The following is an 18,073-nucleotide window of genomic DNA, read 5'->3' on the forward strand; positions in this document are numbered from 1 at the left end:
TCGATCGAGTCTCGGGCCGCCCGGTTTCGCGTTAAGCGAGAGCCGTGATCGCCGGGTGATCGGATCAATGGCCCGCGCGGTGGGCGCCATGGCCCTGCCCGGAGGTGACCCCTTCCATCCTGCCGAAGATCATGCGGCCGGCGCTGGTCTGCAAGACGCTCGTGACGGTGATCCGGACCATCTCGCCGAGGTGGCCCGAGCCCTGCTCGGCGACGACCATCGTGCCGTCGTCGAGGTAGCCGACCCCCTGCCCCGCCTCCTCGCCGCGCTTGATCAGCTTCACGGCCAGCGATTCTCCCGGCAAGACGACCGGCTTCAGGGCGTTGGCCAGGTCGTTGAGGTTGATGACGTCGACCCCCTGGAGCCGGGCGATCTTATTGAGGTTGTAGTCGTTCGTGACCACCTTGCCGTCGAGATGCTTGGCCAGGACGACCAGGCGCTGATCGACCTCCCGGATGCCGGCCAGTTCGGGAAGCTCGGTGTCGAAGATCCGGATCTCGACCTCGGGCGATTTCTGGAGCCGGTTGAGGATGTCCAGCCCGCGACGCCCCCGGTTGCGCCGCAGCTTGTCCGAGCTGTCGGCGATCCCCTGCAGCTCCTGGAGCACGAACTGAGGGACCACGAGCGGCTGATCGAGGACCCTCGCCTCGGCCACGTCGGCGATCCGGCCGTCGATGATGACGGAGGTATCGAGCACCAAGGGGCAGGCCCCCTTCACCTCCTTCGAGAATTCCATGTAGGGAATCACGAATCGGAAGTCGTCCTTCGTCTGCAACAAGGTGCTCACGCAGATGTAGCAGATGCCCACGGTCCCGAGCGCGAAGACGACCTGGACGATCTCGGTCGCCAGGCCGCCGCCGAACATGTCAATCGTCGGTTGCAGGGCCAGTTGCAGGAAGTAGCTCAGGATCAGCCCGACGATCAGGCCGAAGTACACGGCCGAGATCGTCTGGATCCGCTTGCGAGGGGTGAGGACGTCGATCACCACCACGAGCGCCGCGGCGCCCATGACGAGGGGAAAGAGGACGGCGGGGGCCCAGGGGGGGCCGCTCGCGAGCGTGGCCAGCCGCGCCGCCAGGCCGCCGGCCACCAGGATGAAGACCGCTCGAATCGCCACCAACATCATGATCCGATTTCTCCGAGGCAATCAGTTCCCCGACGCCCGTGAATTCCGTCGTTGCCTCTCGCGTCATCATCCAGCGTCGTCATCAGGCAGGCGGTCGGCCCGACCCGGACCGGCGGCCCCGTCAATCATGCCGTCTCGGGCCAGCTCCGCGACCAGGCGATCGTACAACTCGGCGAGCCCCTGGATGATAACCTTGGCCTGACCCAGGACGGGCATGAAGTTCGTGTCGCCATCCCATCGCGGGACGATGTGCCAGTGCAGATGGCCGGGTAGACCCGCCCCGGCCGATCGCCCTTGATTCAACCCAACATTGTAACCATCGGGACGGAACATGCGGTCGAGCACCCCGATCAGGATCTGGACCGTTTCGATCGGCTCCAGCAACTCCGCGCCGTGGAGATCGCCGAGCTGCCCCTGATGCGATCGGGGAGCAACCAACAGGTGGCCATTATTGTACGGGTAACGGTTCAAGTAAACCGCCGAGTGGGGGCGTCTCCAGACGAGAAGGTTGGCGCGATCGTCGTGCTGCTCCAGCCCTCGGCAGAGGAAACAGGCGGTTGCCCGCCCTTCCTGAGCCTGGCCCTGCTCAATATACTGTGCCCGCCAGGGAGCCCAGATGTGTTGCATCGGCAATCGATCCGCCCGGAGTCGTTCTCCCTGAGCCCTCCAGACCACCGTTGGTTGGAATCGGGCAATTCCCAACTATACCAACACTCCGACGGGGACAGCCGGGGGCTCTCGTCTTTTTTTTCGCCGGGCGGGGGGAGCCCGGATTCAGGACGCGGCGCCTCGGCCCCCGGTCCGGGCGGCTTGAACCGGGCCCGGTGGGGGCGTCCGGCCCTCGCCGGCTCAGGTCAGCCCCGATGACGGTTCCGTGCCAGAGCCACGATCGGTCAGGACGAACCGTTTCCAGATCCCGCCCCCACGCGCCCCCAGCCAATGGCGTTGCCAGATCGGGTACGAACGGGCCCAGGCCTGGCCGACGACCCATTCGGCGGGGATCAGTTCCAGGCCCGGGGGCGAGGGCATCTCGGGCGACAAGGCCCCGACGGCAGGCAACGAGCCCTCGCAGACAACCAGCAAGGCACGCTCAGGGACCTCGAATCGCCCCTGAGTCCTCGGGGGCAGGGACAGTTGCCCCGGATCAAAGGCCGGGTGCCGGCCCTCGACGAACAGCTCGCCCCGGGACCAGGAGACCACCTGGCCCGCGACGGCCACCACCCGCGCCATGCCGCCGCTCGAGGGCCCGGCCGGCCGGCGATCGAGCCAGACCCATTCGCCGGGGCGGGGCGATTGCCGCTCGTACGCGCGACGGTTGACCAGGTATCCCCCCTCGTCCGTCCAGGCCGGGTGCGCCAGGTGCAGCGCCACGACCAGGCCGGGCAGATAGCCGACCGCCCCCAGGCCCACCACGGCCGAATACCAGGGGGCCCACGCCCCGAATCCGGGGAAGGCGGACTGCCCGACCTCATCGGCCACCGAGGCACAATGCACCAGGAACGCCACGGCCAGGAGCATCGCCCCGACCACCGATCCCCAGGCGAATCCCGCCACCGCCGCCGCCGAGCTGTACCAACCCAGCAGGACCAGGCCCCTCGACCGCTCCCCGCGCCACCATTGCGGCAACCCCGGCAGGACAAGGAGCCACCCCCGCCGCAGCATCCCATCCCCCGCCGCTCGCATCGGCGGTGCCGTCGGCCCGGTCTGGCTCACCCTCATGAACTCGCCCCTCTCGGTCGGAACCGGGTCGTCGCTGCGTCCCCGCCTCTCGCGGACTTGCCCGGTCGGACAGCTGTCGGAGAACACTATCGCGAGGGCATCATCATGTCAAAACGATTCCCGGGAGGGCCGCGACGGCTCGGGCCGGTCCGAGGTCCCGGGGCGTGGGCTTCCATGAGCGATTCGAACGCAGTCTCCGGAAATTTTCCGCGTGCGGGGGATTTTTTTCGCCCGGCCCCGGGGCGATCGGCCGGGCGTGGCACCCGAGAGAAATCCTCGACATCGTCGCGGCGTGACGAGCGATTCATCCCGCTTCGGTTTCGCGGAACCGCGTTGAACTGCTTGACCGAAATGCTACGATCGCTAGAATAGGTGCTCTGTACACTCACCAGACCTGCACGCCCCATTCACACGCCTGACACACGCGATCCTTACCATGAATTGATCGCCAATCCGGTCATCGCGTCGTGGCAAAACCACCTGCTCGCCCGACCTTTTGATTGCAAGAGGTGCCGCGGGGTGGCGGTCGTTCCCGTCGATCCGGCTGATCTTTCCCTCTCGATTTCTTTCCTTCTTGTTCTGTTGAGGGGTTTGCTCCCCTCGATGCAGAGGCGTCACCGGCCCATGGATAATCTCCGCGACCTGCGTAATATCGGCATCTCGGCCCACATCGACTCCGGCAAGACCACCTTGACCGAGCGGGTCCTGTTCTACGCCGGCAAGATCCACAAGATCGAAGACGTCCGTGGCGGCGGCGACGGCGCCAAGATGGACCACATGGAGCTGGAGAAGGAGCGGGGCATCACGATCACCTCGGCCGCCACCACGGTGGCCTGGAAAGATCACAAGATCAACATCATCGACACGCCCGGCCACGTCGACTTCACGGTCGAGGTCGAGCGCTCGCTCCGCGTGCTCGACGGCGCCATCCTCGTCGTCACGGCGGTTGAGGGGGTCCAGTCCCAGACCCTGACCGTCGACCGCCAGATGAAGCGGTACGGCGTCCCCCGCCTGGTCTTCATCAACAAGATCGACCGCACCGGCGCCAACCCCCAGAAGGTCATCGAGACCGTCGAGCAGAAGCTCGGCCTGACCGCCGTGCCGCTCCAGATCCCGATCGGCCTGGAGATGAACTTCGAGGGGGTCGTCGACCTGCTCTCGATGGAGGCCGTCTACTTCGACGGCGAGAAGGGGGAGACCGTCCGCCGCGAGGCGATCCCCGACGGCCTCGTCGAGGTGGCGAAGCAGCGCCGCCAGGGCATGCTCGAGGCCCTCTCGCTCTACTCCGACGAGCTGATGACCATCCTCCTCGAGGAGGAAGAGCCGCCGCTGGAGCTGGTCCTGAAGATCATCCGCGAGGCGACGATCGCCCAGCAGATCGCCCCGGTCCTGATGGGGACCGCCTACAAGAACAAGGGCATCCAGCCCCTGCTCGACGCGATCACCAACTTCCTGCCCAGCCCGCTCGACCGCGACGTGAAGGCCCGCGACAACCTCGACGAGCAGGCCGAGGTCGTCCTGAAGCCCGACGACAACGAGCCCCTGGTCGCCATGGCCTTCAAGCTCGTCGAGGAGCCGTTCGGCCAGGTCACCTATATGCGGATCTATCAGGGCACCCTCAAGAAGGGGGAGTTCTATTACAACACCCGGTCCGGCAAGCGGGCGCGGATCAGCCGGATCCTCCGCGTCCACTCCGACGAGCGTGAGGACATCGAGGCCGCCGGTGCCGGCGACATCGTCGCCGTCATGGGGATCGACTGCGCCACCGGCGACACGTTCTGCTCCGAAGGCATCAACTACTCGCTGGAGAGCATCTACGCCGCCGAGCCGGTCATCGACCTGTCGATCATCCCCAACAAGCGGGCCGACTACGACAAGCTCTCGAAGGCCCTGAACCGGTTCATGCGCGAGGACCCGACCTTCCGCGTGCACGTCGACCACGAGACCAGCGAGACGATCATCTCCGGCATGGGCGAGCTGCACCTGGAGATCTACGTCGAGCGGATCCGCCGGGAGTACAAGGTCGACTGCACCATCGGCCAGCCGAAGGTCAGCTACCGCGAGGCGCCCACCAAGGAAACGCCGTACAACTACACCCACAAGAAGCAGACCGGCGGCTCGGGCCAGTACGGCAAGGTGATCGGCAAGCTGATCCCGCTGGAAGAGCCCTTCGAGGAGCCGTTCGAGTTCGAGAACAACGTCACCGGCGGCCGCATCCCCGGCGAGTACATCCCGGCGATCGAGAAGGGCTTCCGCCGCGGCCTGGTCAAGGGGCCGCTGGCCGGCTACGAGGTCATCGGCGTCAAGATGGCCCTCGACGACGGCGGCTACCACGACGTCGACTCGTCGGCCATGGCCTTCGAGATCTGCGCCTTCGACGCCTTCCGGGAGACCTTCCGCAAGGCCGACCCCGTCCTGCTCGAGCCGATCATGAAGGTCGAGGTCGAGTGCCCGATCGAGTTCCAGGGCCCGGTCTCCGGCCAGGTCTCCTCGAAGCGAGGCATCATCACCAACACCGAGGCTCGCGAGGGCTTCGTGGTGATCTACGCCGAGGTCCCGCTCTCGGCCATGTTCGGCTACTCGAACGACCTCCGCTCCATGACGCAGGGCAAGGGCACCTTCAGCATGGAGTTCTACAAGTACCAGCGGGTCCCCGCCAGCCTCCAGGATGAGATCATCAAGAAGGCCCAGGAAGACGCCAAGAGCATGGCCAAGGCCTGATCCCGAATCGGCCAGGCCTGTCTCCTCGGCCCTGCCTCGCCTGCAATTGCTCTGGCGGATCGATCGCAGCACGCCGGGTCCGGCTCCCTTCGAGGGGGCCGGGCCCGGCGTTCGTTGTTTCCCCTCCCCGGCTCCGGATCGTCGAGCCTCGCGTCGCGGAACGCGCCACCAATGCTGCGTGACCACGACCATCCCGAACGACGTGCGAGCGTGACTGCGGATTCTTCGTCGCGCCGCCGCGCGGCCGCTTGACAGGCGGGGGCATCGCCCTCATAACCAGGAGGCGCCCGTCGAGCGTCCGCCGACGTGCTGTGCTGCTCTTTGTGACGTTCGCCCGGTCCCGGGTCTGTTGTCCGTCTGCTCAGACGACCTCCAGGCAGTCCAGCCTCTCCCGCCCGTGGAGCCGTATCTGATGTCGACCCCATCGCTACCGCCGATCGACGACGCCGCCTCCCGGCCCTCGACGCCACCGCCTCGCCCCGCACCTCGCGGTGCCTTGCTCTGCGGGATCGCGTCGCTTTTCGGTTTCATCGCGTACCAGGGGCCTTCGCTCTGGGATGAAACCAGCGCCTTGCTCCAGGAACGGACCGCGGCGGGCCAGAACGTCGTGATCGGCTACGTCGGGATCAGCCCCAACCTGTCGGCCGCCGAGCCCCCGGGGCACTGGTACCGGGTCGAGGGGCCTCGGGCGCGGCTCTGGGCCGGCTGGCATGCCGAGCAGGGCCACCGTTGGTTCCACCTCCAGCCCGGGGATCTCGACCGCGACCAGTTGAGCGAGTCGATCGGGCGCGACCTGTTCCAGGGGGTCGATCAACCGCTCGTCGAGGTCGGCGGCGGTCCCATCTCCGACCGGATTCCCGACGATCACGAGGTCGAGGTCATGCGGTTCGAGGGCCGGTCATGCGCCTACCCGGTCATCGTGCTCGACAAGGTCTTGGTCATCAACGACGAGGTCGACGGGGAGCCCCTCCTGATTCTCTTCACCAGGCCGCCCGCGACGGGCTCGTCGGTCTTCGAGACGGTGCTGGACGGCCGGCGCCTGCGGATGGGATTCGCCGGCTACTTCTACGGCCGTCAACCGTTGCTCTACGATCGCTCGACCGAGAGCCTCTGGGTCGAACGGGACGAGGGGCTCGTCTCCCTCTCCGGCCCGGACCGAGGACGGATCCTCAAGCGCCTGGGGCGGATGCAACGGCTGCGCTGGGACGACTGGAGCCCGCAGCACGGCGACGGCCGGGTCCTGATCGGATCCGATCGCCCCCGGACCTCGGCCACGCTCTGAGCGGCCCGCCGAACGACTTGACGATCCGGAATCGGCACGATAAGCTATGCCCTTTCATGGACTTACGCTTGAATCGCGCCGAGTCCGGCGTCGCGGTCCTCGCGTGAGGGCTCGCACCCCGGGCGCCGGCGATCCAGGGCGAACCGGGAGTCATCGCATCCGATGTCCGATCCCCAGAAACACGTTTATTCCTTCGGCGCGGGTCAGGCCGAGGGCACGGCCAAGATGAAGGAACTGCTCGGCGGCAAGGGGGCCAACCTCGCCGAGATGAGCGCCATCGGAATTCCCGTGCCTCCGGGCTTCACGATCACCACCGAAGTCTGCGACCTTTACTACAAAAACGGGCAAACCTTCCCCGAGGGCCTCGAATCCCAGGTCCAGGCCGCCCTGGCCAAGATGGAAGAGGCCTACGGATCGAAGCTGGGCGACCCGAGCAACCCCCTGCTCGTCAGCGTCCGGTCCGGCGCCGCCCTGTCGATGCCGGGCATGATGAACACGATCTTGAATCTCGGCCTGTCCGACGCCTCGACCGAGGGCCTGGCCCAGAAGACCGGCAACCCTCGCTTCGCCTACGACGGCTACCGCCGCCTGATCGACATGTTCGGCTCGGTCGTCATGAACGTCGACCACGAGCACTTCGAGCACGAGCTGCAGTCGCTCAAGGACGAGAAGGGGGTCAAGCTCGACACCGACCTGTCGGCCGACGACCTCAAGGAGCTGGTCCGCCGCTACAAGGCCGTCTACGAGAAGAACGTCGGCACCGGCTTCCCCCAGGACCCGATGGAACAGCTCTGGAAGGCCGTCCAGGCCGTCTTCCGCAGCTGGATGGGCAAGAAGGCGATCGAGTACCGCCGGATCGAGAAGATCTCGGGCCTGAAGGGGACCGCCGTCAACGTGCAGGCGATGGTCTTCGGCAACACCGGCAATACCTCCGGCACGGGTGTCGCCTTCACCCGAGACCCGAATACCGGTGAGAACGTCTTCTACGGCGACTTCCTGATCAATGCCCAGGGTGAAGACGTCGTCGCCGGCATCCGGACCCCCGAGCACATCGCCGACCTCGAAGGCGAGATGCCCGCGGTCTACAAGCAGCTCATGGAAATCCGTGGGAAGCTTGAGCAGCACTACAAGGAGATGCAGGACATCGAGTTCACGATCGAGGACGGCACCCTCTACATGCTCCAGACCCGGACCGGCAAGCGCACCGGGTCGGCCGCCGTCAAGATCGCCGTCGACATGGTCCACGAGGGGCTGATCGACGAGAAGACCGCCGTGCAGCGGGTCAATCCCGATAGCCTGAACCACCTGCTCCTGCCCCAGCTCGACCCGAAGGCCGGCGTCACTCCGGTTGCCCAGGGCATCGCCGCCAGCCCCGGCGCGGCCTCCGGCAAGGTCGTCCTGACCGCCGAAGACGCCGTCGCCCAGCGCGAGGCGAACCCCGACGTCAAGCTCCTCCTGGTCCGCAAGGAGACCAGCCCCGAGGACGTCGCCGGCATGGACGCGGCCGTCGGCATCCTCACCTCGACCGGCGGCAAGGCCAGCCACGCGGCCGTCGTCGCCCGCGGCTGGGGCAAGCCCTGCGTCGTCGGCTGCGAGGCCATCCGGATCAACGAGAAGGCCGGCCAGATCACCGTCGACGGCAAGGTCGTCAAGGCCGGCGAATACCTCACCATCAACGGCACGACCGGCGACGTCATGATCGGCGAGGTGCCGACCATCCCCCCCAAGATGGCCGGCGACTTCGCCGTCCTGATGGAGTGGGCCGACAAGTACCGGACCCTCAAGATCCGGACGAACGCGGACAACCCCAAGGACTCGACCAAGGCCCGCGAGTTCGGCGCCGAGGGGATCGGCCTCTGCCGGACCGAGCACATGTTCTTCGAGGGCCAGCGCATCACCGACATGCGCAAGATGATCCTCGCCGACACCGAAGAAGACCGCCGCAAGGCGCTCGACTCGCTCGAACCGTATCAGCGTGACGACTTCATCGGCATCTTCGAGGCCATGGCCGGCCTCCCGGTGACGATCCGATTGCTCGACCCGCCGCTGCACGAGTTCCTGCCGCACGACGACGCCGGCCAGAACGAGGTCGCCGGCCAGCTCGGCATCGACGTCGAGAAGGTCAAGGACCGGGTCGAGTCGCTGCACGAGTTCAACCCGATGCTCGGCTTCCGCGGCTGCCGCCTGGCCGTCCGCTACCCCGAGATCCTGGAGATGCAGGTCCGCGCCATCATCGACGCGGCCATCGCCGTCAAGAAGAAGGGGATCGAGGTCCTGCCCGAGATCATGATCCCGCTCGTCGGCACGGTCGAGGAGATGGCCCTGCTCCGGCAGGAGACCGACCGCGTCGCCCGGGAGACGATCGAGAAGGCCGGCACCTCGGTCGATTACCTCGTCGGCACGATGATCGAAGTGCCTCGCGCCGCCCTGACGGCCGACAAGATCGCCGAGCACGCCGAGTTCTTCTCCTTCGGCACGAACGACCTGACCCAGATGACCTTCGGCTACAGCCGAGACGACATCAAGTCGTTCATGAACAAGTACCTGGAGAAGAAGATCCTGCCCGAGGACCCCTTCCAGTCGCTCGACGAGACCGGCGTCGGCCAGCTCGTCGAGATGGGCGTCAAGAAGGGCCGGTCGACGGGCAAGACCAAGGACGGCCCGCTGAAGATCGGCATCTGCGGCGAGCACGGCGGCGACCCGGCCAGCGTGGCCTTCTGCCACAAGGTCGGGCTCGACTACGTCTCCTGCTCCCCCTTCCGCGTGCCGATCGCCCGGCTCGCCGCCGCCCAGGCCGCCATCAACGACGGCACGACCGTCTCGCGTGATCGCTGATCGTCTCCGAATCTGATCTCGACACGCGTCTGTTCCACCATCAACGCCCCCGATTGGCCCCGCCTGGGCCGGTCGGGGGCGTCGTCGCGTCCGGGCCTCACGATCGGCCGAGCCCTCGCCGAACGCCAATCGGGTCCTTGCGTTGGGCGATCGGGCATGCTAGTCTCGGACCATTCCATTCTCTCTTTATCGTGTATCATCATCTGACGTCCGGGAATTCCCCCAGAGCGCCTTTGGAATCGATTCGCATGTCTCATCGCCGGACCCGATCCGGCCGATTCCCGGAACATCGGTCCCGATTCGAACGGTACCGTTCCGATTTGTCCCGTCTCGTCTCGTCCCCCGCCCGGGAGCATCGGCTCCCGAGCCCTTGCGTGCTGCGCGCCCCGTCGATCGGAGTCCCTCGCCATGGCCAAGCAAACCAAGGACTGGACCGACATCCTCGTCAAACGCGGGATCGTCGGCGCCGACCAGATCCACGAAGCCCGAGGCATGGGCGACGCCCTTGAGGAGTCGCTCGTGCGGCTCGGCTACGCCGAGATCGAAGACATCACCAAGGCCAAGGCCGAACAGAACGGCCTGGACTATGTCGACCTGCAAGAAATCGAGATCCCGGCCCAGGTCGTCGAGCTCGTCCCCGAGTCCCTCGCCCGGGAAAACGTCGTCATGCCCCTGGCCCAGGAAGGGGGCGCCATCAAGGTCATCATGCATGACCCGATGGACTTCGAGACGCTCGACAAGCTGCGTTTCGTCCTGAACCGGGAAATCAGCATCGCCCTGGCCCCTCGCGAGGCGATCGTCGAGGCCATCAACCGCTACTACGGCGGGGCCACGACCGAATCCGAGTCGGTCGACTCGATGCTCCAGGAGTTCACCGACACGGCGATCGACTACGCCGACGACATCGCGGCCGGCAAGGGGGTCGGCGGGGCCGAGGAAGACGACAGCGCCCCGGTCATCCGGCTGGTCAATCTCATCCTCGAAAAAGCGGTCCAGATGCGGGCCTCGGACATCCACATCGAGCCGTTCGCCGACCGCATCCGCATCCGGTACCGGATCGACGGCGTCTGCCAGGAGATCGAGAGCCCCCCGCGCCGGCTGCTCGGCCCGATCATGAGCCGCCTGAAGATCATGGGCTCGATCGACATCGCCGAGAAGCGACGGCCCCAGGACGGCCGGATCAAGGTCCACGTCACCGGCAAGGACATCGACCTGCGGGTCAGCGTCCTGCCCACGAACCACGGCCAGTCGATGGTCATGCGGATCCTCGACCGCGACAACATCAAGGTCAGCCTCCGCGACCTCGGCTTCGGCGAGGAGGACTTCAAGCGCTACCAGAACCTCATCAAGCGGCCCAACGGCATCCTCCTCGTGACCGGGCCGACCGGGTCGGGCAAGACGACGACGCTCTACGCCTCGCTGAACGAGCTGAACCGCCCGGACACGAAGATCATCACCGCCGAGGACCCGGTCGAGTACTACCTGCCTGGGATTAACCAGTGCGAGGTCAAGGCCCGCATCGGGATGACCTTCGCCCGGATCATCCGGGCCATGCTCCGGCAGAATCCGAACATCCTCCTCGTGGGCGAGATTCGCGATGAGGAGACGGCGAACACCGCCATTCAGGCCTCACTGACAGGACACTTGGTTTTCAGTACACTGCACACGAACGATGCGCCCAGTGCCTTGACACGTCTGGTCGATATCGGTGTTCAGCCGTTCCTGGTCGCCAGCTCGATCATCGGCATCATGGCCCAGCGGCTCGTGCGCAAGGTCTGTCCGAAATGTCGGGCCAAATACGAGCCGCCGGCCCACCTGCTCAAGAGCCTCGGCATCCGCCCGGAGATCGCCTCGAAGGCGAACTTCATGCGCGGCAAAGGGTGCTCGCACTGCAACAAGACCGGTTACCGCGGCCGTCTGGCGATCTACGAGCTGATGAATATGTCCAGCCAGATCCGGGAGATGACCTTCAAGGGTGAACCGACCCAGGTGATCCGTAAACTGGCTCGCAAGCAGGGGATGCGCACCCTCTTCGAGGATGGGATGATCAAGGCCCTCAAGGGGGTCACCACCATCGACGAGGTGCTTCGCATTACCCATCACGACGCCAGCAGCTCCTCCTGAGTGCTCTCGGAGGAGGGGCCGAGGCCGGTCCTCCCCTTCGGCCCGATTGCCGTGTGTCGGATCGGCCCGTTCCGCTGTCCCAACGACCCGGCTCGCCGAGGCCCCTGGGGGGGGACCCCCCCCCCAGGCCCGGTGCCCGCTCGTGATCATCACCTTCGGATGCTTGATCCGTTTCGGCATGCTTCCGAATAATGAGGGCGAACCGGGCTCCCGGGTCCTCTCGTCGCAACTCTCGATTCACGGTCGGCCTTTCGTCTGACAGTTGGGTTGCAAGACACAGTCAAGCCCCGGCGTTCCTTCGAGCCTCGGGGCCAAACCCTTCCCTTTTCGATCTCGATCGACGTGAGGAACCGGAGTCCATGGGCACGCTGCTGATCGACAAGCTGCTCCAGACCGTCTGTACCCAGAAGGCCAGCGACCTGCACCTGACCGTCGGCAGCCCCCCGATGCTCCGGCTGCACGGCCACATGCGCCCCCTGGCCACCAAGGTGCTCGAGCCACCCGACACGGTGGCCCTGATGAAGAGCATCACCCCGGAACGCTGCCAGCAAGAGCTGCAGGAGGTCGGCGGCACCGACTTCGGCTTCGCCTTCGGCGAGATGGCCCGGTTCCGCGTCGCCATCTTCAAGCAACGCGGCAACATCGGCCTGGTGCTCCGGCGCATCCCGAACGAGTTCCTGACCTTCGAGCAACTCGGCCTGCCCTGGGTCATCGAGGAGCTGATCCAACGCCCTCGCGGCCTGATCCTCGTGACCGGGCCGACCGGCTCGGGCAAGACCACCAGTCTTGCCTCGATGATCAACTGGATCAACAACAACCTCGACCGCCACATCATCACCATCGAAGACCCGATCGAGTACTTCCACCAGCACAACAAGTCGCTCGTCAATCAGCGCGAGATCGGCATCGACGTGCCGGACTTCCCCGAGGCCATTCGCCGCGCCTTGCGGATGGACCCGGACATCATCCTTGTCGGCGAGATGCGCGACCTGGCCACCATCTCCGCGGCCATCACCGCGGCCGAGACCGGCCACATCGTCTTCGGCACCCTGCACACGAACTCGGCCGAAGGCACGGTCAACCGGATCATCGACGTCTTCCCGAAGGAGCAGCAGGACCAGATCCGCACGCAGCTCTCGGTGGCGATCATCGGCATCCTCGCCCAGACCCTCCTGCCGCGCAAGCCGAAGGGCCTCGTCGCCGCGTATGAGTGCCTGGTCGTGACCTCGGCCATCGCCAACCTGATCCGCGAGAACAAGACCTACCGGATCGACTCGTCCATCCAGACCGGCCGCAAGCACGGCATGATCCTGATGGACGACTCGCTGTTCAACCTCTGGCGGCAGGGGCTCGTCGAGGAAACCGAGATCATCTACAAGGCCCGCAAGCCCAACGACTTGCGCGAACGCATCGAGCTGGCCAAGAAGGGCATCTTCGACGACGTGGATGAGGAGGACGAGGAGGAGGAGGGCGGCAAGAAGCGTTGACCCTCACCTCCCCGATTGCCCTCGCGTCGTCCCCCGATCGCGTGGCCCCGGCGATCCCGAGCGATCGTCGGGGGGCCACACGACCCCCGCGAACAAATCGGTTGATGACCCCGTCCCGCTCACTTCCCGGCTCCGGCCGAGCAGCCCGAAGGTGATTCCCAGCCATGGCTCGACGTCTCGGAACGATCCTGGTCGACATGGGCTACCTCGACGAGGAGGCCCTCTGGAAAGTCCTGGAGGAGCAGAAGAACTCCGGAGGCGAGCTGATCGGCAAGGTCGCCGTCCGCCTCGGCCTCGTCCGCGAGGAGCAGGTGCTGCGCGCCCTCGGCGAGCAGCTCGGCATGAAGGTCATCAAGCTCTCCGACACGACCGTCCCGCCCGAAGTGGTCGAGACGGTCAACCAGTCGATGGCCGAGGCCTTCAAGGTCGTCCCCGTGGCCATCGGCCGCAAGGACAAGGCCGTGACCGTCGCCATGGCCGAGCCCCAGAACCCCTCGACGCTCGACAGCCTGCGCTCGTTCCTCGGGGTCGAGGTCCGCGGCGTCATCGCCTCGGAATCCGAGGTCATGGCCAAGATCGAGGAGCTGTACGCCGGGTCCGACAAGGAGTCGCTCAACGACGTCATCCGTCAGATCGAGTCCGACAAGGACCTCTCCCGCTTCCAGAACCGCAGCGAGAGCACCATCGACCTCGAGGCCATCGAGGAGATGGCCGACGCCGCACCCGTGCGCAAGCTCCTGAACATGGTGCTGCTGCTCTCGATCAAGGACAAGGCCTCCGACATTCACTTCGAGCCGTTCGAAGATGAATACAAGATGCGATACCGCGTCGACGGCGTCCTGTACGAGCTGGTCCCGCCGCCTCGCCACCTCGCGCCGGCCATCGCCAGCCGCGTGAAGGTCATGTCGAACCTCGACATCGCCGAACGCCGGCTGCCCCAGGACGGCCGGATCGAGCTGAACATCGGCGGCAACTCGGTCGACATCCGCGTCTCGACCCTGCCGACGATGTTCGGCGAGTCGGTCGTGCTCCGGATCCTCGACCGCTCCGTCGTCCAGCTCGACCTCGAGAAGATCGGGATGACGCAGGACACCCTCCGCCGCTGGCGAGAGCTGGTCCACAAGCCCAACGGCATCATCCTCGTCACCGGACCGACCTCCTCGGGCAAGACCACCACGCTCTACGCGACCCTCAACGAGCTGAACACGGTCGAGGACAAGATCATCACCACCGAGGAACCGGTCGAGTACGACATCGACGGCCTCATCCAGTGCCCCATCAACGCCGAGATCGGCGTGACCTTCGCCGCCTGCCTCCGGGCCATCCTGCGGCAAGACCCCGACAAGATCCTGGTCGGCGAGACCCGAGACCTCGAGACCGCCGAGATCTCCATCCAGGCGTCGCTCACCGGCCACATCGTCTTCACCACCCTGCACACCAACGACGCCCCGTCGGCCGTCACCCGGCTGCGCGACATGGGCATCCCCCCCTTCCTCATCACCGCCACGGTCGAAGGGGTGCTCGCCCAGCGCCTCGTGCGGAAGATTTGCGCCAGTTGCCGGACCGAGTTCCGCCCGAGCGAGGAAATCCTCATGGAACTCGGCCTCTCTCCCGAGGAGGGGGCCGCGCAGAAATTCTACTACGGCCGCGGCTGCGATCGCTGCAACAACACCGGCTACAAGGGGCGCATGGGCCTCTATGAACTGGTGATCATGAACGAGTCCCTTCGCGAGCTGGTCGTCCGCGAGACCTCGCTCGACGAATTCCGGGACGCGTGCCGCAAGTACGGCATGCAGACCCTGCGCGAGTCGGGCCTCGAGGCCATCAACGACGGCCTGACCACCGTCGAGGAAGTGCTCAAGGCCACCATCACCGAGGACTGACCCGAGTCCCCCCCTCGGGGGCTCCCGACCCGCTCGCGACCGATCGAATCGAACCGAATCAGATCAGCCCGAACCGACCGCCGCCCGCAAACCGACCGACCGGGGACCACCCAGGGGGACGAGGAGATGCCGACCTTTCAGTACGAGGCGATGGACCACACCGGCAAGGAAGTCAAGGACTCCATCGACGCCTCGACCCAGGAAGAGGCCCAGCAGCTGATCCGCCAGAAGGGCTACTTCGTCACCAAGATCAGCGAGCGGGCCGCCAAGAAGGCCAAGAAGGGCACGACCGCCGCCAAGCGGCCGGCCGGCCGGCGCAAGAAGAAGTCGTTCACCATCGGCAAGGTCTCGTCCAAGCAGCTGACGACCTTCACCCGGCAGCTCTCGACCCTGCAGGACGCCGGCCTGCCGATCCTCCGCAGCCTGAAGATCCTCGAGGGCCAGGCCAAGCCCGGTGTCCTGAAGAACTCCCTGGCCGACGTCATCGAGGACATCGAGAGCGGCTCGACCCTCTCCGAGGCCATGTCCAAGCACCACAAGTGCTTCGACCGCCTCTACTGCAACATGGTCAAGGCCGGCGAGGCGGGCGGTGCCCTCGAGGCGATCCTCCAGCGCCTGGCCGACTTCATGGAGAAGAGCCAGTCGCTGAAGCGCCGGATCAAGTCGGCCATGGTCTACCCGGTGGTGGTCATCTTCGTGGCCATCCTCATCGTCGGCTTCATCATGTACTGGATCGTGCCGAAGTTCGAGGCCATCTTCATCGACTTCGGCGTCGACCTGCCGCAGATGACCGTGGCCCTGATCAACGGCAGCCACGTGGTCGTCAATTACTGGTATCTCGCCCCCTTGATCCCGGCCATCTGGTGGGTCTTCGTCAAGCTCCTGTACCGGAGCAAGACGGGGGCTTACATCGGCGACCGGATCCAGCTCCTGATCCCGGTCATGGGCACGATCCTCGAGAAGTCGGTCGTCGCCCGGACCACCCGGACCCTCGGCACCCTCGTGCAGTCGGGCGTGCCGATCCTCGAGTCGCTGAACATCGTCCGAGACACCGCCGGCAACGCGGTCTTCGAGCGGGCGTTCAACCGCATCTACGACTCGATCCGGGAGGGCGAGACCATCGCCCAGCCCTTGCGCGAGGCCCGGATCGTCGACGACATCGTCGTCAACATGATCGACGTCGGCGAGGAGACCGGCGAGCTCGATACCATGCTCATGAAGATCGCCGACAACTACGACGAAGAAGTCGAGGCGGCCGTCGAGTCGCTCGTCAGCCTGCTCGAGCCGATCATGATCGTCGTGCTCGGCGGCATCATCGGCTTCATCGTCATCGCCCTGTTCATGCCGCTCGTCAAGCTGATCAGCGAGCTGTCGGGCTGATCCGCCGCCCCGCGTCGCCTCGCCGATCCATCGGCCGACGCCGATCGATCCCCCTCCCTTCGGGCCAATCAGGGCCCGAAGGGGGGCCGACCGTGCTTCCCATCTCCGCCCCCTCGGGTCGTGCCCGCCTCGGCCACCATCCGGCATCAATGCATGAGCACCCGCCGCCGTGGGGGGTCAGGGGGATGGATTTGCGAAATCGAGATGAATTTTCGTGAACCATCGTGTCACTGACCTCGATCGAGACCGTATGTTTTTGGCTTCCCGACTCCCTTCTCGGATCGGCCCCCGCACTTCGGAGGATGCGACGATGACCCCCGCCGAACGCCGTCGGACCGGCTTCACCCTGGTCGAGCTCCTGGTCGTGATCACGATCATCGGGGTCCTCATCGGCCTGCTCGTCCCCGTCATCTGGAGCGCCGTCGGCCGCGCCAACGATGCCCGCGTCGGGGGGGAGATCAACACGCTCACCCAGGCCCTGGCCAGCTTCCAGACCAAGTACGGCGAATTCCCGCCGAGCCGGATCATCCTGGTCGAGGACGGCGGCTACGACGTGGGGACGATTCCCGCCGATCTGAATAGCGTCCCCTTCTATGCCGGGATGAGCTACCAGAGCCCCCCGCCGAACCTCGGCGGCAACCCGCAGGTGGTCACCGGCGTCGGCGACCAGACCTACGCGGCCCTGGCGCAGAAGTCGATCTCGGTGATGAGGAAGTTCTTCAACAGGACCCAATTCACCACCAACGCCGCCGCGTCCGGGATCCCGGGCGGCTTCTACGACTTCAACGGCAACGGCGTGGGCGACCAGAACCCGATCTACCTGGAAGGGCACGAGTGCCTCGCCTTCTTCCTCGGCGGCATCCCGACCCACACGATCGTGGGCAGCTCCTACACGCTCGAAGGCGTGGGGGGCTTCGGCGGGAACCCGAGGAATCCGTTCCGGCCCGCCTTTCTCCCCGACGGGACCGTCGACCCGGTCGGCCAGAATCGCTCCGAGCCGTTCTTCGAGTTCCGCGCCGAGCGGCTCATCGACGACGATTTCGACGGCATCCCCGGCTACATCGACCCGCTCGGCCAGGGGCCGGCCGGGCGTTACTTCGCCTATTTCAGCTCCTACAACGGCAACGGCTACGACCCGAACGACGTCAATTTCAACGCCGGCGCCATCTCCGAACCGAACCCGGTCGCCCTTCCCTTCTCGGTCTCGTTCCCGGTCGCCGGCGGCTCGGCTCCCCGGGTCACGGGCTCTCCCCTGCCGAACCCCTACACCAGCAGCCTGCCGGTGGCGACCGGCAACAAGCCGGCCACGTTCCACCAGCCCCAGTCGTACCAGATCATCTCCGCCGGCCGCGACCGCCTGTTCGGCACCGGCGGCCAGTACACCGACAGCGGCACCGGCGATCGCCTCCCCGGCGGCGGGCGGACGCGCGAGCGCGACAACGTCACCAACATCTCCAACGGCACGCTCGAATGATGATCTGCCGATCGCATTAAGCTGAACCGAACCAGGAAGGCG

11 protein-coding genes are annotated in these 18,073 nt (G+C 66.0%); 8 read left to right on the forward strand and 3 right to left on the reverse strand.

The features are described from left to right. Window positions 1–64: 64 nt before the first annotated feature. From AB1L88_RS12810 to AB1L88_RS12820, 3 genes are all read right to left on the reverse strand, one after another. Entirely contained in the window at window positions 65–1,126 is a 1,062-nt protein-coding gene (locus AB1L88_RS12810) for a PIN domain-containing protein (protein ID WP_367097058.1), read from the reverse strand. Between the two features lie 66 nt (window positions 1,127–1,192). Further along, entirely contained in the window at window positions 1,193–1,753 is a 561-nt protein-coding gene (locus AB1L88_RS12815) for an HIT domain-containing protein (protein WP_367097059.1), read from the reverse strand. A 222-nt stretch (window positions 1,754–1,975) separates the two neighbouring features. Further along, the gene (locus tag AB1L88_RS12820) at window positions 1,976–2,839 is read right to left on the reverse strand and encodes a hypothetical protein (RefSeq protein WP_367097060.1); all 864 of its coding nucleotides are present in this window, start codon (window positions 2,837–2,839) and stop codon (window positions 1,976–1,978) included. Window positions 2,840–3,469: 630 nt separating this feature from the next. Between AB1L88_RS12820 and fusA the strand changes: the two genes are divergently transcribed. The 8 genes from fusA to AB1L88_RS12860 all read left to right on the forward strand — a co-directional run bounded on the left by fusA (window position 3,470) and on the right by AB1L88_RS12860 (window position 18,031). Continuing rightward, window positions 3,470–5,566, forward strand: coding sequence for an elongation factor G (gene fusA, locus AB1L88_RS12825; protein WP_367097061.1), 2,097 nt, complete (start codon window positions 3,470–3,472; stop codon window positions 5,564–5,566). A 412-nt stretch (window positions 5,567–5,978) separates the two neighbouring features. Continuing rightward, window positions 5,979–6,848 carry a DUF3179 domain-containing (seleno)protein gene (locus AB1L88_RS12830; RefSeq protein ID WP_367097062.1) on the forward strand — a complete coding sequence of 290 codons (870 nt, stop codon included), beginning with the start codon at window positions 5,979–5,981 and terminating at the stop codon, window positions 6,846–6,848. A gap of 162 nt (window positions 6,849–7,010) precedes the next feature. After that, window positions 7,011–9,683, forward strand: coding sequence for a pyruvate, phosphate dikinase (gene ppdK, locus AB1L88_RS12835; protein WP_367097063.1), 2,673 nt, complete (start codon window positions 7,011–7,013; stop codon window positions 9,681–9,683). A gap of 408 nt (window positions 9,684–10,091) precedes the next feature. Further along, window positions 10,092–11,807, forward strand: coding sequence for a GspE/PulE family protein (locus AB1L88_RS12840; protein WP_367097064.1), 1,716 nt, complete (start codon window positions 10,092–10,094; stop codon window positions 11,805–11,807). Window positions 11,808–12,166: 359 nt separating this feature from the next. Then, the gene (locus tag AB1L88_RS12845; protein ID WP_367097065.1) at window positions 12,167–13,294 is read left to right on the forward strand and encodes a PilT/PilU family type 4a pilus ATPase; all 1,128 of its coding nucleotides are present in this window, start codon (window positions 12,167–12,169) and stop codon (window positions 13,292–13,294) included. Between the two features lie 164 nt (window positions 13,295–13,458). Then, on the forward strand, window positions 13,459–15,177 hold the full coding sequence (locus tag AB1L88_RS12850) for an ATPase, T2SS/T4P/T4SS family (protein WP_367097066.1): 1,719 nt from the start codon (window positions 13,459–13,461) through the stop codon (window positions 15,175–15,177). A gap of 126 nt (window positions 15,178–15,303) precedes the next feature. Next, a complete protein-coding gene (locus tag AB1L88_RS12855; RefSeq protein WP_367097067.1) occupies window positions 15,304–16,557 on the forward strand; it encodes a type II secretion system F family protein in 1,254 nt (417 codons plus the stop codon). A 310-nt stretch (window positions 16,558–16,867) separates the two neighbouring features. Beyond that, on the forward strand, window positions 16,868–18,031 hold the full coding sequence (locus AB1L88_RS12860; protein WP_367097068.1) for a prepilin-type N-terminal cleavage/methylation domain-containing protein: 1,164 nt from the start codon (window positions 16,868–16,870) through the stop codon (window positions 18,029–18,031). Window positions 18,032–18,073 lie beyond the last annotated feature (42 nt).

It is taken from the genome of Tautonia sp. JC769 (genome assembly GCF_040717455.1).
Classification (GTDB): Bacteria; Planctomycetota; Planctomycetia; order Isosphaerales; family Isosphaeraceae; genus Tautonia.